Raw genomic sequence first — 16,693 nt, forward strand, 5'->3', positions numbered from 1 at the left:
ATACCAAATAGTTAAGTTCTCGTTTAAAATGGGAATAACCATCTTTCACTGACGCCGGCGCACGGAATACGAATGAGCATAGCGAGCATCATCCAACGCTTGACCGCGCCCTTGCTGCCCTTGCTGCTATTGCCGCTATTGCCGCTATTGCCGCTATTGCTGCTGGTACTGTGCGCAAGCGCCGCGCAGGCGCAAACCATCGGCTTGTCATCTGCTAGCGTCGATCTGGCCAAAAGCGGTCGCCTGTACGTCGACGACGGCGAGCCGTATCCAGTCAACGCCTCCGGCCTGCCGGCCATGCTGGCGCGGCTCAAGCCCGCGTCCAAGGTCGACCTGCTGGGCGGCAGCTACTGGCTGTATGCGGAGCTGCGCAACGACAGCCTGCAGCCGCACTGGGTGATCGATCCCAACGACACCTTGATCGACATGGTCGATATCCAGGTCTACGGCGAAGATGGCAGCATCCGCCAGATGCTGACCGGCTACCGTCAACCGCACTCCTACCTGCTCCACTACGGCAAGGATATCGACCTGCAACCGGGCCAGCGCTATCGTGTGCTGATACGCTTCTCCAGTCCCTACTACGCGCGCACGCCGGTGTTCTCGGTGCTGCAGCGGACCGCCTACCAGCAGTTGGTGGCGCAAGAGAATGTGCTGATCATCGGCTCTATCGGCGCGCTGCTGGCGCTCACCGTGTTCAACTTCTTCATCTACTCCATCACCCGCGACCGCTCCTCACTGTACTACTCGCTGTATGTGCTGTGCTACGCCATCGCATGGGGCATGACCTTCCACCTGTCGGCCGATTTGTTCGGCTGGCACAACCTGCACTGGCACTACGTGCCCTTCTTCCTGCTGCCGGTACTGAGCACGCTGTTCTACACCACCTTCCTGCGCCTGAAGGAAAACGCACCGCGCCTGTACTGGCTTAGCCGCGTGAACATTGTGCTGCCGCTGGTGACGCTGCCAAGCTGCTTCCTGGCGCTCAGCTACGCGCACACCATCGCCACCGTCGTCATCACTATCTGGATGACGATGGCGCTGGCCAGCGGCATCATCGTCTGGCGGCGCGGCTACTACCCGGCGCGCTTCTTCGTGCTGGGCTTCGTGGCGCTGATGATACCGGGGCTGGCGATCCTGCCGGCCAACGTCGGTCTGATTCCGGCGCTGGTCGCCAACGCGCAGCTGTTCACCTTATTGGGCGGCACGCTGGACGGCGTGCTGCTGGCGTTCGCGCTGGCCGACCAGATCCGCCTGCTGCGCAACAACCTTGAACAGCGCGTGAACGAACGCACGGCCGAACTGACCGAGGCCAAGGAGCACGCGGAAATCGTCAGCCGCCACCGTATCGACTTTTTGTCAGCCATGAGCCACGACATCCGCACCCCGCTGGCCGGCGTGATCGGCATGATCAAGTTCGCCATGCGCGACCAGTCGCTACGCGGCCGCACGGAGGAATACCTGCGTATCGGCCTGCAGAACAGCGAATCGCTGCTGGCCATCCTCAACGACATCCTCGACTTCTCCAAGATCGACGCCGGCCGGCTGGCGATAGAAACCGTGGACTTCGACCTGGTCACGCTGATCGACGACGCCATCGGCATCCTGCAACCGCAGGCCGACGCCAAGAGCCTGCTGCTGCGCTACGAACTGGCACTGGACCTGCCGCGCTACGTGCGCGGCGACCCGACGCGCCTGCGGCAAATCCTGCTTAACCTGCTGGGCAACGCCATCAAGTTCACCGATCGCGGCGAAGTGCGGCTGGATGCCTCGGCGCTGCAAAGTGCCGATGGCCACACCAGCATCAGCATCGACGTCACCGACACCGGCCCCGGCATCCCGCCCGATACGCTGCCACGCCTGTTCCGCAAGTTCGAGCAGGCCGACCATTCGACCACGCGCCGCTATGGCGGCACCGGCCTGGGGCTAGCCATCTGCAAGGAGCTGGTGGAGCTGATGGGTGGCTCGATCGCGGCCGAAAGCCGCGTCGGCGCCGGCTCCACTTTCAGCTTCACCGTGCCGCTGCAACTGGGCACGGTGCCGGCCGTCGATCCGGCCACGCTGCCGCGCAAGGAGCATCACGCCTACCGCCTGCGCGTGCTGTGCGCAGAAGACGTGCGCACCAACCAGATCATCGTCAGCACGCTATTGGAAAGCATGGGCCACGATATCCGCATCGTCGAAAACGGCCTGCAGGCGCTGCACGCGCTGAGCACCGCCGCCTATGACATGGTGCTGATGGACGGCCGCATGCCGATGATGGACGGCGAACAGGCCGCGCGCCTGATCCGCGCCGGCGGCAGCGAGGACTACCGCGTGCTCGATCCCGGCATCCCCATCATCGCGCTAACCGCCAACGCCAGCGACCATGACCGCGCGCGCTATCTGGCAGTGGGCATGGACGGTTTCCTCAGCAAGCCGGTGGATGAACGGCTGCTGTACGACCAGGTGGAGAAAGTAATCGCCCAGCACCTGAGCCGCGGCCGTCCACTGCGCCCTACCGATGCGGCGCGGCTGGCGGCCGAGCGCGCGGCGGCGCTGGACCAGCAGTTTGGGGTGGCGCCGGCCGAGGGTGCGCAGGCTGCTACGGTGGTCGATCCCGGCATGGTGCACATCATGCCGCTGGCCGGACTGTCGCATAAGCACATGCAGCGTATCACCCAGGCCTTCCTCGACGAAGCGCCGCGCCGGCTGGCCACGGCGCGCGCGGCGGTCGCCGCCGGCAACGCCAACGCGGCGGTGGCGGCCATCCACGCGCTCAAAGGCAGCGCCGGCTACCTCAACTCGTCCCACCTGCACTCGCTGTGCCACGCGATGGAAGCGGCTGCCAGCGACGGCAACCTGGGCGAAGTCACCGGCATGCTGCCCGGCGTGGAAGCGGCGCTCGACAAAGCCTGTACTGACCTGCGTAATGCCCATGCACACTCCTGACGCCACTCCTGACGCCCATCCTGACGCGACGCTGGCGCAACGCGACGGCTTGCCGCCGGGGGCGCGCCGGCTGGCCATGCTGTCAGTGTCCATCGGCGTCGGCATGGCGTCGCTCGACACCGCCATAGCCAACACCGCGCTGCCGGCGATTGCCGACCAGTTGCACACCACGCCCGCCGCCTCGGTCTGGATCGTCAACGTCTACCAGCTGGCGATGGTCGCCACCCTGCTGCCGTTCGCCGCGCTGGGCGAAGTGATCGGCTACCGGCGCGTGTGCATCTTCGGGCTGGCTGTGTTCACCGCCGCCTCGCTGGCCTGCGCTCTGGCGTGGTCGCTGCCGTCGCTGGTACTGGCGCGGCTGTTCCAGGGCATCGGCGGCGCCGCCATGATGGGCGTGAACACCGCAATGGTGCGCACCATCTTCCCGGCGCGGCTGCACGGCCAGGGCTTCGGCCTTAATTCGCTGGTGGTGGCGGTGGCGTTCGCGGTCGGCCCCACTGCGGCCTCGCTGATACTGGCGGTGGCGCCGTGGCCCTGGCTGTTTGCCATCAACGTGCCGCTGGGCGTGGTCGCCGTGCTGCTGGCGCGCCGCGCGCTGCCGCATTCGCCGCGTGCCAGCCACGCCATCGACGCGCCTACCGCCATCCTCAACGTGCTGGCCTTCGGGCTGCTGATCCTGGCCTTCGGCGACGCCGCACACCAGGAAGGCTGGCACAAGCTGCTGCCGGAACTGGCGGCCACGCTGCTGTTCTTCGTCCTGCTGCTGCGGCGCCAGGCCGGCCACGCGGCGCCCATGCTGCCGGTGGACCTGTTCAAGCGGCCGCTGTTCACGTTGTCCGCGCTGACGGCGGTGTGCACCTTCGCCGCGCAGGGACTGGCCTTTGTCTCGCTGCCGTTTTATTTCGAGCACACGCTGGGCCGCTCGCCGATTGAAACCGGCTTCCTGATGACGCCTTGGGCGGTGCTGGTGGCGGTGATGGCGCCCATCGCCGGCCGCCTGAGCGACCGCTATCCGCCCGGCGCGCTGGGCGGCATCGGCCTGGCCTTGCTGTCGTCCGGACTGGTGGCGATGCTGATGCTGCCGGCGCAGCCTTCGGCCTTCGATATCGGCTGGCGCATGGCGTGGTGCGGCATCGGCTTCGGCTTCTTCCAGGCGCCCAACCTGAAAGCCATCATGGGCAGCGCGCCGCCGCACCGCGCGGGCGGCGCCAGCGGCATCGTCGCCACCGCGCGCCTGATCGGGCAAGCCACCGGCGCGGCGCTGGTGGCCTACTGCTTCACCGTCTCGGCCACGCGCGGCACCGCCTACGCGCTGGTGCTGGCCGCCGCGTTTGCGGGCGTGGCCAGCGTCGCCAGCTTCGCGCGGCTGGCGGTCACTTCGGCCGCACCGGAGTAATGCTGGCGTCGGGCTTGCTCACCGTGCCGCTGCGCACCTGCGCGACGGCGGCAGCCACCGCCCGCGCCACATTGCGCACCTCTTGCTGCAGCGATTCGTCCTTGTCGAGCGCTTCGTGGCTGTCGGCATAGGGCTTGTAATAGCCCACATAGCGGTCCAATGCCGACAGCTGGCCGGCATCGATTAAGCCCATCCAGTCCAGCCAGTCCGCCAGGTTGCGGCGCAGGCTTTCCGTGCCTGCCACGTCCCCATGCACGACCAGCCCGTAGGCGCGGCCTGCCAGGTGCTTGGGATAGTCCCAGCCCTTCAGCTCCAGCGCCTTGGCCTCGGCGGCCTTTTTGCCGTGCGTGCTGGTGGGATCGGGATTGCCGCCGTCGGCGCACACCAGCCGGTCGATCATCAGCTTGAGCGGGGACGGAGCCTGATACCAATACACCGGCGTCAGGATGATGACGCCGTGCGCCGCCACCCATTTCTCGTAGATTTCCGCCATCCAGTCGCTAGTCTGGCGCGTGGCGTGATTCGGGTAGCAGCTGCACGGCCAGTGACACAGGGGCATGGCAGTCGATACGCAGCCTTTGCAGGGATGGATGTGCAGGTCGTAGCTGGAAGTCAGCAAACTCAGATCCAGCACGTCGGTATCGATCGCCAGCCCGGCCAGCACTTCCTGCGCCCATAGGCTCATGCGGTACGTCTTGGAGATCTCGCCCGGACAAGTGCCGTCGTTGCGCGCCGCGCCGATGATGAGCAGCACCCGTGAACGTGATTGCGCATCTTTCTGCCGCTGCTCCGCAGCCAGCAGACGGTCGCGCGTGGCCTTCCATTCCACCGACAGGTCGTACTCCGGATCGGCAAATTCGCTGCCCGCCTTTTGCGTGACGGGCGCCTTGCGCCCCGCGTCATAATTTTGCCATGCCACCTGCTCCACCTGCGCCAGCGCGTCCTTGACCGGCTCGAATGCCGGATCGGCAAATGAGCGCATGAACTGCAGTTTGAATTCATCGCGCGCCAGCGGCGATGGCGCCTGCCCTCTTCTTACCTCAGCCATAGTGACCTCCGTGAGCCGCCAGCTTGGCACGCCGACTGTGCCGCCACTGTGCGCTGACGCACTGTCCTACAAAGCCACGGCGCGCGCTCCTATGCCCGCTTCCGACGAGACGGCCTAGGATGAAATTTTCCACAAGGAGACGCATTATGAGCCAGCCAAACAAACCCAGTGAAAAAGGCTTCAAGCCGGGCGCCAACATGCCGCACGAAGGCTATGATCCCAATACCGAGGGCATGTCGCAGAGCGGCAATCACGCCAGCGGCAGCCGGGCCAACGACACGCCGACCAACCAGCAGAGCGCCGCCACCACGGCCAAAGCCGTTACCCACCGCGACCGCACCGCCGGCGCACGCGGCGACAAAGCCGACGGCAAACGCTGATTCCAGTTTACTGGACATGGATTTCCTGTAAAATGGAAATCCATGAACATCAATCTTCTCATCGCCCGCCGCGTTCGGGAACTGCGCGACGCCGCCGGCCTGTCGCTCGATGCGCTGGCGGCGCGCAGCGGCGTCAGTCGCTCCAATATCTCGCTGATTGAACGCGGCGAAAGCAGCCCCACCGCCGCAGTACTGGACAAGCTGGCCAGCGCGCTCGGCGTGGCGCTGGCCGCGCTGTTCGAAGACAAGGGCGCGCCGGAAGATGCGCCCTCGCCGCTGGCGCGCGTGGCCGAGCAGCCGGTATGGACCGATCCCGCTTCCGGCTACATGCGCCGCAGCCTGTCGCCCGCCGCGCCGTCGCCGCTGCAGCTGGTGGACGTGGTCTTCCCTGCCGGCCAACGCGTGGCCTACGACAGCGTGCCGCATAACGCCGACATCCATCAGCAAGTGTGGATGATTGAGGGCGCGATGGACATCAGCGTCGGTGAGCAGCACTGGCGGCTGGCGGCCGGCGATACGCTGGCCATGCATCTCGACCGCCATATCGTCTATCACAATCCCACCCGCAAGCAGGCACGCTATCTGGTCGCGCTGACTACACAACCAAGCAGCAGGAGAACCGCATGAGCATCACCATCCGCCGTATCAGCGCCAACGAAGCGCGCGAGCGTGACGCAGCGCTGGCCGAAGCCTTGTCCGATGTATTGATAGATTGTGTGGAAGGCGGCGCGTCGGTCAGCTTCATGCTGCCGCTGCCGCGCACGAAGGCGCTGGCGTTCTGGCGCGGCGTGCTGGAAGGCGCGGCGCGCCATGAGCGCGTGCTGCTGGTGGCGCAAACCGCCGAGAGCCGCATCATCGGCACCGTGCAGCTGATCACCGCCCTGCCCGACAACCAGCCGCACCGCGCCGACATCGCCAAGATGCTGGTGCACCGCGATGCCCGTCGCCAGGGCGTGGCGGCGCAGTTGATGGCGGCAGTCGACCAGGCTGCGCATGAGGAAGGCAAGACGGTGCTGGTGCTGGACACCGTCACCGGCGGCGACGCGGAGCGGCTGTACCTGCGGGCAGGCTGGCAAGTTGCGGGCGTGGTACCCAACTACGCGCTGATGCCGGACGGCGCCTACTGCGGCACCACCTTCATGCACAAGCAGCTTGCAGTGTAAAATCGGCGCATGGCCAGATCACAACACGAACACCGCGCCTGGGTGCGCATGCCATCCGGACGCCGGCTGGATTTGCTCGACCCCACGCCCTTCGATTGGGACGACAGCGATCTGGCGCTCGGCCTCGCGCGCACCTATCGCTGGGGTGGACATTCGGCGTGGCCCTTGCCGCTGTCAGTAGCGCAGCACTCGCTGACCGTGATGCACGTGCGCGCCACTGCGTGCCAGGCCGCCGGACTGACACTGCCACCGATCGCCGCGCTGCGCGAACTGCTGCATGATGCGGAAGAAGGCTTGCTGGGTTTCGATTGCGTCTCGCCGCTCAAGCCCTTTATGGGCGAGGCCTTCAAAGCGCTGACCGTGAAACTGGAAGCCGCCGTGTTCCTGCGCTACGGCCTGCCGCGCTGGACGCAGAAAGAACACGCCGCCCACAAGGTAGCCGACCGTCTGGCCGCCGCCAGCGAAGCCGTCCACGTCGCCGGCTGGTCGGCGCAGGAAGTAAAGCAAACGCTGAAAATCACCGTGCCGCCGCTGAGCGACGATCCGCTGCAAGCCATCTACGGCGGCACCGCCTGGGAACCCTGGCCCCCCGCCCTCGCCGCCGAACGCTTCCTCGCCGAACTCGCCAGGCTCAAACAACTGAGCGCCTGACTTCTAGTAGAAGCGTATTCCCGGTCGGAGCAAAACCTGGAATATCAGAAGCAAACTCAGGACCGCCGCCAGCGGCGGCGCCAGCGATCCCGCCACCGGGTTATCGCCTGCCGCCTTGCCGCCGGCGCGCCAGGCGCCAGCCTGAATCCACACCACGCCAACCACGCTGACCACTGCCGGAACCAGCAGCACTTCAATCCACTCACGCGGCAAGCGGAACAGGATGATTAACGGCAATGCCAACAGTGCGGGCAAAGTGGCAGCCCCGCAGACAAATTGTTGCCGCTCTCTCGTGCTGGCGGATAGCGCCGGTCCGCCCAGTCGGCCCAGCAACAGGCTACCGAGCCAGACAGCCGCCAGCGGAATGAGCGCCAGCGCGGCCAGAGCAGCGCATGTTTTGCTGGTTGTGCCGAGGCCGAAGTAACGCATCGCCATGCCGATATCACTTTGATCGCTGAGTGCGCCGATGACGACCTGGGGCAGCGCCATGAACACGCCGCTGTAAGCCATCCAGAATAGAAACAGGCGTTGCGCTAATGGCCAGCCCCTGCCGCAGCCGAGCAACATCGCGCAAACGCCGCCGCTCACCAGCGTCGCCAGCGCGCCTGTGCCCTGGAATAAGCTCGCCAGCGGGTTTGCGCCTTTCCAGATGTGATTGTTGTGAAACAGCGTGGGCTGCAGGCCCGGTGTCAGCGCCTTGGGCAGTACCAGGAACAGCTCCTGGATGAAGAAGGTAAGATTGAAAGCAAGCACATACATCAGCGTCGACATCACCGTCAGTTTCACGCTCCACGCCTCGCCCCGGCCCAAGGCTGGCAATGCGCGAGGTGTTCCAAACCAGCCTGCTAAAGCAAGCGATAAGGGGCCTGCAAAAACTGTCAATATCACGGCTAACATGATCACGCTTGCACTCGTCATGACGCTTCCTCTTGAATGATTATTGCAGCATTGTAGGCCGTTCACCGCCACGGGTGTCGATACAGCATGCAACCGTTTAACCTGCCTATACCTTCGTATAACTATACGGAACGGGCAAGGTTGAAGAAAATGGCTCCATCAACTTCCACTGGAGCCAGACCATGAATACCGCTTCCGTCGTCATCGCCGATGTCCACCCGCTGATCCGCGCCGGCATGGCTGCGCTGATTGAGTCCGATGGCAAGTTTACGCTGCTCGGCCAGGCCAGCAACGGCAGCCAGGCGCTCGAGATGTGCGAACGCCTACAGCCCGACTTGCTGCTGATGGATCTGAACCTGCCCGATTGCGACGGCATCCAGGCGCTCGGCCGTATCCGCGCCCAGCATCCGGGCGCCAAGGTGATTATCCTCAGCGGCCACGATGGCGAAGAGGACGCCGACCGCAGCATGCGCGCCGGCGCCCACGCCTACATGCCGAAAAACGCCCCGCTCGACGATCTGATGACCTGCATCCACACCGTCCTGCAAGGCCGCAAGTTCATGATGCCGGAACTGGCGCTGAAGCTGGCCAGCCGCATCCACGGCAATCAACTCACCCCGCGCGAACGCGATATCCTGGTGCATCTGGCCAGCGGCATGAGCAACAAGGTGATCGCGCGCGCAGCCGGCATCGGCGTCGGCACGGTCAAGTTCCACGTCAAGAGCATTATGTCCAAGCTGAATGTCTGCACCCGCACCGAGGCCGCGATGGTCGCCGCGCGCCGGGGCCTGGTGCATCTGAATTGAAACCTAAGGCAGAGGCGGCGCGCTGGCGTACCGGTTAGTATCAGCAGCATGAAAACTGCCCTGATCCGCACTGCCGCCGCCATCGCCATCTGCGCGCTGGTCGGCGCCTCCCATGCCGCCGCGCCGATGTCGCACACGCCCGCCGCCGGCTTTTATCGCACCACGCTTGGCCAATATGAAATCACCGCGCTGTCGGACGGCACCCACCCTTTCCCGGTCGATACGGTGATGACCAATATCAGCCAGCAGCAAGCCCTGCAAGACCTGGCCGAGGCCGATCTGGCGCTGCCGCTGCAAGGCTCGATCAACGCTTTCCTGATCAACACCGGCAGCAAGCTGATCCTGATCGACACTGGCGCCGGCGCACTGTATGGCGATTGCTGCGGCAAGCTGGTCGCGCACATGCGCGCCGCCGGCTACCAGCCGGAGCAGGTCGACGAAATCTACATCACCCATCTGCACAAGGATCACGCCGGCGGCGTAGCGGCCTTCCCCAACGCCGTGCTGCGCCTCTCGCAAGCCGAGGCCGATTATTGGCTGACGCCGGCCAACAGGGCCAAGGCGCCGGCCTTCCTGTCGACTTTCTTCGACGCCGCGCAAGCCGCAGTGGCGCCGTACCAGGCCGCCGGCCGCTTCCGTCCATTCAAGGACTTCGGCCCGCTGGAAGCCGGCATCGAGGCCGTGCCCGCGCCGGGCCACACGCCCGGCCACGCCAGCTACCTGATCCAGAGCGCTGGCCAGCAATTGCTGGTGTGGGGCGATATCGTGCACGTCGCGCCGGTCCAGCTGGCGCATCCAGTGGCGACCGTCAAGTACGACAGCAGCGAGGCCAATGCGCAAACCACGCGCGTTCAATTGCTGCGGCAGGCGGCGGAGCAGCACTGGATCATCGGCGCCGCCCACATTGCATTTCCGGGACTTGGTCACATCCGCCGCCGTCAGGGCGAATACCAATGGCTGCCGCTGAATTACGACGAAACGCCCTAAACGCAAAAAACCGCATCCAGGCCACCGCAATGGCGGCCTGGATGCGGCTAACTCAGCGTGCCCTGATTACTTGGCTGGCACTGGCGCCAGCACTTTGTGGGTGCTGTGGGTGCGTTCAGGCGCTTTGTGCACCATCGTGTAGGCATAGTCCACGCCCATGCCGTAGGCGCCCGAGTGTTCGCGCACGATGGCCATAACGGCGTCGTAGCTGTCGCGATGGGCCCAGTCGCGCTGCCATTCCAGCAGCACTTGCTGCCAGGTCACCGGCACCACGCCGGCCTGGATCATGCGCTGCATGGCGTAGTCGTGGGCCTCCTTCGAGGTGCCGCCCGATGCATCGGCCACCATGTAGATTTCGTAGTCGCCTTCCAGCATGGCGCACAGGGCGAAGGTGGTGTTGCAGACTTCAGTCCACAGGCCGGCCACGATGACTTTTTTCTTGCCGTTGGCTTTCAGCGCATCGCGCACTTTCTGGTCATCCCACGAGTTCATCGAGGAGCGTTCGAGGATGTCTTTTTCCGGGAACACGTCCAGCAGTTCTGGATAGGTGTGGCCCGAGAAGGCTTCGGTTTCAACAGTGGTGATGGTGGTCGGGATGCCGAACACTTTGGCGGCCTTGGCCAGCGCCACGGTGTTGTTCTTCAACACCTGACGGTCGATCGATTGCACGCCAAACGCCATCTGCGGCTGATGGTCGATGAAGATCAGCTGGCTGTTGTGAGGGGTCAATACTTCTAACTTGGGATTGCTCATGATGGCTTCCATGTGGTGTGAAAAGAAGCATCATCTTAGGACGGGCACGGCTGAAAAACTATCTGCCTAAATGCAGGCTTTGCACTCACCCTGCCTCTGCTAAGATGGCGTCATGAATACACAACTCCACCAATTGGCGCGCGCCCTGCGCGACCTGCACAAACAGCTGATCCATCTCGAGAGCCAGTACTTCGGCAATGTCGGCAGTCCGCTCGAACAGTTGCAGCTGATCACCAACCACCCGCATTTCGCCTGGCTGCAAAAGCTGTCCGGCCTGATGGCGCAGATCGACGAACGGCTCGACGACAAGGAGCCGGTGACGCCGGCCGAGGCCAAGGCCTTCCGCCAGTCGCTGGAAATGCTGATCGGCCCGTGCGAGGAAGGCGACCAGGAATTCCGCGCCAAGTACAACGCCCTGCTGCACGACGGCCCGGAACTGGTGATGGCGCACGGCGCGGTGCGCAAGCTGCTGGCCGCTATCTAACGCGGCTGAGCCAGCCAAGCCAACGCCGCCAGCCGGACGGCGCGGCGGCGGTATAGGCGCGCGCCGCCGGCACGCTCAGGCGCACGCTGGTGCCGCCGTGCTCGCGCGGCGCGATCTCCATCTGGCCGCCGATGCGGGCGGCGCGTTCGAATAATCCAGTCAATCCCCAATGGCCGGCGCGGCCGTGACGCACCACGTCCGCATCGATGCCCTTGCCATCATCCAGCACTTCCAGCGTGAATTGCGCGGCGCCGTAGTCCAGCACCACCTGTACGCTGGCCGCTTCCGCGTGACGGAAGGCGTTCATCATGGCCTCGCGGCCGATGGCGTAGCTTTCGCACGCCGCCTGCTCCTGCAAGGCGCGCGGCTTGCCGGCGCTACGCAGGCTGAACACGCTGCGGTGGCTCTCCTGCAGCACCTCGCCCACCAACAACAGACCTTGCGCCAGGTCACCATCGCGCATGGCGCCGGAGCGCAGCTCCAACACTTCGTTGCGCCCCTCATCCATCACCTTGTCGGCCATCAGCAGCACGCGCTCGATCTTGTGGCGCGCCGCCGATTCCTTGGGCAGGCCACCCAGCGCCGACTGGAAACTCAGGGTCAGGCCGTGCACGCTTTGGAGGTAACTGTCGTGCAGGGCGCGCGCGATGCGTTCGCGCTCGGCCATGCGGGTGCTGATGCGCAGCGTGGCGGCACGCAGCCACAGCCAATGCAGCAGGTACAGCAGACCGGCCACCGCCAACGCACACAGGGCGTAGAACAGCGGCGTCTGGGTGATGGTTGGCAGGATGCGCAGCGTTAACGCCGCCTCCTGCGCGCTCCACTGGCCGAACTGGTCCACCGCCGCTACGCGGAAGCGGTACTCGCCCGGCCCCAGGTTCGAGTAGGAGATCGCACGACGAGCGCCGGCATCCTGCCAGCCCGCATCCACGCCCTCCAGCTGGTAGCGGAAGCGCAAGCCTTCCGGCATGGTGTAGCTGAGCGCGGTGTATTCGATGCGCAGCGACGTGGTGCCGGCCGCCAGCGTCAGCGGCCGTTCCAAGTCGAGATGGCGCTGCCCCTCGGCCACCAGGGTTTCTATCTTCGGCAGCGGCGCGTGCGGCAGCGGGTAGCGGCCCACGCTGTCGAGCCGGGCGATGCCGCTGACGCCGGCAAACCAGAGCTGGCCATCGACATCGGCCATCGCGCTCGGCAGGCGGTTGGCGGTGGCGGCAAAGTCGGGATAACCGTCCAGCACGCCGTACACCGTGTAGCGCAGTGGCTGCTGCGGCGCCGACAGCGCCGCCTGCCAGTCGGCGGCGCGCACATGCACCACGCCCTTGCGACCGTTGAACCAGTGGTCGCCGTTGGCCGCGATCACCACGCCGGAGACCCGCGCCAGCACGTCCGGGTCGGCTGCCGTCAGACGCTGGAAGCGGCCGCCGCGCAGTACCGCCAGCCCGACGTTGCCGGCCGCGATGACCTCGCTGCCGCCATGCAGCAAGGTGATGGCGCCGATCTCGTCCGCGCCTTGGGCGGCATAGCGGGTAATGCGGCCCTGATCGAAGTGCAGCACCAGGCCGTCGTTGTAGCCAAGCCAGGCCGCGCCGACGGCGCCCGGCGCCACGAAGAAGATCCCCGGCGGCAAACCCAGTTCCTGCTCGTTCTGCCATGTGCCGTCATGCAGGCGGAAGGTGCCGCGCCCGCTGATGGTAATCCAGAGGTCGCGGCCATCGTCGAGGATGCGGGTCACGCGGACTTCGCCGCGCTGGCCGTCCGGCTCGGGCGGATAGGCGATGCGCTGCACCCGGCCGCCGTGGCGGCGCTCGATGTGGTCGGCGCCAGCCACCAGCAGCGCGCCATCGGCGCCGTTGGCCACCACGCCGAAGGTGCCGGGCGGCTGGCGCTCCACCACCGTGGCCGGCGCATCGGCGCGCAGCTGCCAGAGCTCGCCGGTCGGCCGGGCCCGCGCCAGCACGTGACCGCTGGCGTCCAGCGCCAGGCTGAACATGCGCTCGCCGCCATTCAGGCGCGCCACTTTCAGGCGGTTGTTGCGGAAGCGCTCGACACCGGCCTGGGTGCCGATCCAGATGTTGCCGTCGCGGTCTTCAAACAGCGCATTGCCGGTCAGGCTGCTGACTTGCCAGGGCTGGTCGAGCTTGCTGCTGGGCCTGGCGTTCGGCGTGTGGATCGCCGATGGCTGCAGGCCAAGGCCGTCGGTGCGGCACACGCCGGGACAGGCCAGCGTCCAGTAATTGCCGTCGCGGTCGAACAAACCGCTCTCCTGGCCCTGGGACTGCGCCAGCCAGCCGGGGCGCGGCAGCAGCGGCCCGTCGTGCTGCGGCGGCACCGGCACCAGTTGGGACTGAGTGTCCAGCCACAGGCGTCCGTCCGGCGAGGCGCTCAGGTTGACCGCGTCATAGCCGCTCAAGACCAGGCGGAAGCGCGCGCCGCCGCGCGGCATCGCCAGCAGTTGCTGGCCGACCGCCACCCACAGTTGCTCGTACTGGTCGAGGATCAGGTTTTCGGTGCGTCCCGGCGGCAGGCCCAGCGCTTCGCCAGCGCGCTCCCAGGCGCCGTTCTTCAGCCGCAGCAAGCCGTTGTTGGTGGAGGCCCACAACACGCCGTCGGCGTCGCGCACCGTGCTGATCACCGGCCCCATCAACAACGGCCCGAGGGTCGACGGCGTGTGGCTCAGATGCCCCTTGCTGAGCACGCTCACGCCGCCGTAGATGTAGCCGATCAGCAGGTCGCCGTTGCGCAGCGCGTTCAGCGCAGTGATCGGCCGGCGCGGCAGGCTCTCGCCGGCCAGCGCCTCGAAGCGGCGGAAGCGCACGCCGTCGAAGCGGTACAGGCCGTTGCTGCTGGCGATCCACAGCCAGCCATCGGTGGTCTGCGCGATGGCGGCAATCTCGCCGGGCGCGCCATCCTTGCTGGTCCAGATATCGTGGTGATAATCGGCTAGGCTGGCGCGGCTGTCCAGCGCCCATGCGCGCGGCGTCCCCGCCAGCATGGCCAGCAGGCACAGGAAGAGGTGAACTTTTTGCATCGCAGCATCATAGAGCAAAAGGCGGAAATGTAAAAACCTATCAAAACAATAGAAACAATAAACTTTACCTATATTTATCCCGGCGTTAATCTGGCAGCAATTCCAACGCATTACGAGAGCCCATCATGAAACGACTGCACCAGCTGCCCCTGCCCGCCAGCACCCTCGCCCTGCTGGCCGCCTTCGTGCTCGGCACCCTCGACTACCAGACCGCCGGCTGGGCCTGGTTTGGCATCGGCATCGTGGCCTGGCTCAAACTGGACGCCAGGCAACTGCTGAAATCCGACCGCTACGGCTTGTCGCCGGCGCTGGCAGTGCTGGCCTACCCGGCGCTGGCCGGCGCCCAGGCCAGCACGGCCGTGACCTTCGCGCTCGCGCTGCACGCGCTGGTGGTATTCCTGATCCTGCTGAGCCGCCATCTGTCGGAAGACATGGCACAAGCGTTTTCTCAGCAAAAACGCATAAGTCAGCGTATCTAAAGTGGTTTTTGCAGATATCCACATCAACTGTGGATAAGGGTGTGCATAAGCGCCTCTTGACAGCCGGGATCGCCTGTAACCACGGGCGAAACAATAAAATGCCTAATCCACAGGCAGATTTTTTCGCCAATTAAATCAATAACTTACAAAATGCCAAAAGTCGCCGCCCGGCGGCTTTTGGGCGTCTTGAAAAAAAATTTTATGTGCATAAGTACATAGCGCCACACCGTTGTTTCGCCGCATTGCGAATTCTTTGACAAAAGTGCTAGCAAGGAATAGTGTCACTCTGAGATCGGCCTGTTCGACTTAACTGGGATTGATGCATGAATCAGAACGACGACGATACCGATTGGATGATAGAGGACGAGGCGCCGCCCAGCGGCCAGCAGCGCGCGGACAAGGCCAATGCCGGCGGACCGCCGCCGTGGCGCGTGCTGATCGTGGACGATGATGTGGACGTGCACGTGGTCACCAAATTCTCGCTCAGCAATGCCTGTTTCCTCGGCCGCCGGCTCAGCTTCCTGCATGCCTACAGCGGCGAGGAAGCGCTCAACGTGCTGCGCAATACGCCCGACATCGCGCTGGTGCTGCTGGACGTCATCATGGAAACCAGCGACGCCGGCCTGCTGGTGGCGCGCCAGATCCGCGACCAGCTGCACAACCAGCTGGTGCGCATCGTGCTGCGCACCGGCCAGCCGGGCCAGGCACTGGAGCACAGCATCATCCTCGACTACGACATCAATGATTTCTGGTGCAAGACCGACCTGACCACGCGCAAGTTGTTCACCACGGTGATTTCCTCGCTGCGCGCGTATGCCGGGCTGGAAGAGGCGCACCGCCACACACTGGCGCTGCAAGCCGAACTGGACAAGGCGCGCCGGCTGCTGGGTGCGGTCGACCAGCACGCGGTGATCGCCACGCTCGACGAGCGCGGCCGCATCGCCACCGTCAACGATAAATTATGCGCGGTGTACCAGTTCAGCCGCGAAGAACTGGTCGGCGCCGATCCGCGCCTGCTGCATCCATCGCCCTACCCGCAGGACCAGCTGGCCGATGCGCTGCAAGCGCTGAAAGACGGCGAAACCTGGACCGACGTGATCAGCACCTGGCGGCGCGACGGCCAGGAAGTGCGCCTGCGCCTGACCGCCAGCAGCGACGACGGCGGCGCCGTCCTGGTGGGCAGTGTGCTGCAGGCGCTGAAAAAACCGCTTTAAGCTTCGCTTAAGTCCCGGATCCTAAAGCGTTTTTTCGGATATCCACAATAGCTGTGGATATCTATGTGGACAGCCCCCCATTGACAACGAATACCGCCTGTAACGGCGCGGTTTACTACAAACTGCCCATCCAACAGGCAAAAACATTTCCCTTAAAAATCAACGACTTAAATTTTCACGAATTGTAACAAGAAAACTTTTCAAAAAAATTCTTGTCATCATGATTTGTGCATAAGTAAACGCGCGGCGCGCATATCAATGCACGGCTTTTCGGCGCTGATCCGGGTGCAATAGCACCCGTTCGATGACTTTCGGGTGGACGTTGTGCGATTTCAGGTACTCGATCGCGCACATGGTGTTAAAGCTGGTCTGCACGGTAATGCCACGCTCGACCACCGCACTGCTGGCCTCGTCGTGGCGCTGCTGGACTAGGGTAACGTTCATCATGATCCTTGGTGAAAGTAGGGGCTGCCGCC

At 64.8% G+C, this 16,693-nt stretch carries 16 protein-coding genes; 11 read left to right on the forward strand and 5 right to left on the reverse strand.

Annotation, left to right across the window (positions count from 1 at the left end):
- The first annotated feature begins 72 nt into the window (after nucleotides 1-72).
- Nucleotides 73-2,931 carry a hybrid sensor histidine kinase/response regulator gene (locus tag BMZ70_RS07985; protein WP_092272090.1) on the forward strand — a complete coding sequence of 953 codons (2,859 nt, stop codon included), beginning with the start codon at nucleotides 73-75 and terminating at the stop codon, nucleotides 2,929-2,931.
- On the forward strand, nucleotides 2,918-4,327 hold the full coding sequence (locus tag BMZ70_RS07990; RefSeq protein ID WP_175500765.1) for an MFS transporter: 1,410 nt from the start codon (nucleotides 2,918-2,920) through the stop codon (nucleotides 4,325-4,327). Before BMZ70_RS07985 ends, BMZ70_RS07990 begins: the two co-directional genes overlap by 14 nt.
- On the opposite strand, the gene BMZ70_RS07995 is transcribed toward BMZ70_RS07990, so the two are convergent.
- Nucleotides 4,305-5,375, reverse strand: a complete 1,071-nt coding sequence (locus BMZ70_RS07995; protein WP_092272096.1) for a flavodoxin family protein — start codon at nucleotides 5,373-5,375, stop codon at nucleotides 4,305-4,307. The two genes, BMZ70_RS07990 and BMZ70_RS07995, sit on opposite strands and share 23 nt — an antisense overlap.
- 146 nt (nucleotides 5,376-5,521) lie before the next feature.
- Here BMZ70_RS07995 and BMZ70_RS08000 point away from each other — a divergent pair, with 146 nt between their 5' ends.
- From BMZ70_RS08000 to BMZ70_RS08015, 4 genes are read left to right on the forward strand one after another with little or no spacing between them, the layout of a single operon-like run.
- A complete protein-coding gene (locus BMZ70_RS08000; RefSeq protein WP_092272099.1) occupies nucleotides 5,522-5,755 on the forward strand; it encodes a hypothetical protein in 234 nt (77 codons plus the stop codon).
- A 42-nt stretch (nucleotides 5,756-5,797) separates the two neighbouring features.
- Nucleotides 5,798-6,382, forward strand: a complete 585-nt coding sequence (locus tag BMZ70_RS08005; RefSeq protein WP_092272102.1) for a helix-turn-helix domain-containing protein — start codon at nucleotides 5,798-5,800, stop codon at nucleotides 6,380-6,382.
- Nucleotides 6,379-6,918 (forward strand): GNAT family N-acetyltransferase, encoded by a 540-nt coding sequence (locus tag BMZ70_RS08010; protein ID WP_092272104.1) that lies wholly within the window; start codon nucleotides 6,379-6,381, stop codon nucleotides 6,916-6,918. Before BMZ70_RS08005 ends, BMZ70_RS08010 begins: the two co-directional genes overlap by 4 nt.
- A gap of 9 nt (nucleotides 6,919-6,927) precedes the next feature.
- The gene (locus BMZ70_RS08015; RefSeq protein ID WP_092272106.1) at nucleotides 6,928-7,569 is read left to right on the forward strand and encodes a phosphohydrolase; all 642 of its coding nucleotides are present in this window, start codon (nucleotides 6,928-6,930) and stop codon (nucleotides 7,567-7,569) included.
- Nucleotides 7,570-7,572: 3 nt separating this feature from the next.
- Here the strand turns inward: BMZ70_RS08015 and BMZ70_RS08020 are convergent, their stop codons facing one another.
- A complete protein-coding gene (locus BMZ70_RS08020) occupies nucleotides 7,573-8,355 on the reverse strand; it encodes a hypothetical protein (protein ID WP_207231519.1) in 783 nt (260 codons plus the stop codon).
- Between the two features lie 293 nt (nucleotides 8,356-8,648).
- Between BMZ70_RS08020 and BMZ70_RS08025 the strand changes: the two genes are divergently transcribed.
- Nucleotides 8,649-9,272, forward strand: coding sequence for a response regulator (locus BMZ70_RS08025; protein ID WP_092272111.1), 624 nt, complete (start codon nucleotides 8,649-8,651; stop codon nucleotides 9,270-9,272).
- 48 nt (nucleotides 9,273-9,320) lie between these two features.
- Nucleotides 9,321-10,259 (forward strand): MBL fold metallo-hydrolase, encoded by a 939-nt coding sequence (locus tag BMZ70_RS08030; RefSeq protein ID WP_092272114.1) that lies wholly within the window; start codon nucleotides 9,321-9,323, stop codon nucleotides 10,257-10,259.
- A gap of 66 nt (nucleotides 10,260-10,325) precedes the next feature.
- Here the strand turns inward: BMZ70_RS08030 and BMZ70_RS08035 are convergent, their stop codons facing one another.
- The gene (locus tag BMZ70_RS08035; protein WP_092277660.1) at nucleotides 10,326-11,012 is read right to left on the reverse strand and encodes a hydrolase; all 687 of its coding nucleotides are present in this window, start codon (nucleotides 11,010-11,012) and stop codon (nucleotides 10,326-10,328) included.
- Nucleotides 11,013-11,124: 112 nt separating this feature from the next.
- On the opposite strand from BMZ70_RS08035, the gene BMZ70_RS08040 reads away from it, so the two are divergent.
- Entirely contained in the window at nucleotides 11,125-11,496 is a 372-nt protein-coding gene (locus BMZ70_RS08040) for a hypothetical protein (RefSeq protein ID WP_092272118.1), read from the forward strand.
- Here BMZ70_RS08040 and BMZ70_RS08045 read toward each other — a convergent pair.
- Complete coding sequence (locus BMZ70_RS08045) at nucleotides 11,489-14,524, reverse strand: sensor histidine kinase (RefSeq protein WP_092272121.1); 3,036 nt, start codon at nucleotides 14,522-14,524, stop codon at nucleotides 11,489-11,491. The two genes, BMZ70_RS08040 and BMZ70_RS08045, sit on opposite strands and share 8 nt — an antisense overlap.
- 125 nt (nucleotides 14,525-14,649) lie before the next feature.
- Between BMZ70_RS08045 and BMZ70_RS08050 the strand changes: the two genes are divergently transcribed.
- A complete protein-coding gene (locus BMZ70_RS08050; RefSeq protein WP_092272124.1) occupies nucleotides 14,650-15,003 on the forward strand; it encodes a hypothetical protein in 354 nt (117 codons plus the stop codon).
- A 323-nt stretch (nucleotides 15,004-15,326) separates the two neighbouring features.
- The gene (locus BMZ70_RS08055; RefSeq protein ID WP_092272127.1) at nucleotides 15,327-16,217 is read left to right on the forward strand and encodes a PAS domain-containing protein; all 891 of its coding nucleotides are present in this window, start codon (nucleotides 15,327-15,329) and stop codon (nucleotides 16,215-16,217) included.
- 255 nt (nucleotides 16,218-16,472) lie between these two features.
- Here BMZ70_RS08055 and BMZ70_RS08060 read toward each other — a convergent pair whose 3' ends face one another.
- A complete protein-coding gene (locus tag BMZ70_RS08060; RefSeq protein ID WP_229205340.1) occupies nucleotides 16,473-16,664 on the reverse strand; it encodes a hypothetical protein in 192 nt (63 codons plus the stop codon).
- Between the last annotated feature and the right edge of the window lie 29 nt (nucleotides 16,665-16,693).

Origin of the sequence: Duganella sp. CF402 (genome assembly GCF_900109645.1) — a bacterium.
GTDB lineage: Bacteria > Pseudomonadota > Gammaproteobacteria > Burkholderiales > Burkholderiaceae_D > Rugamonas.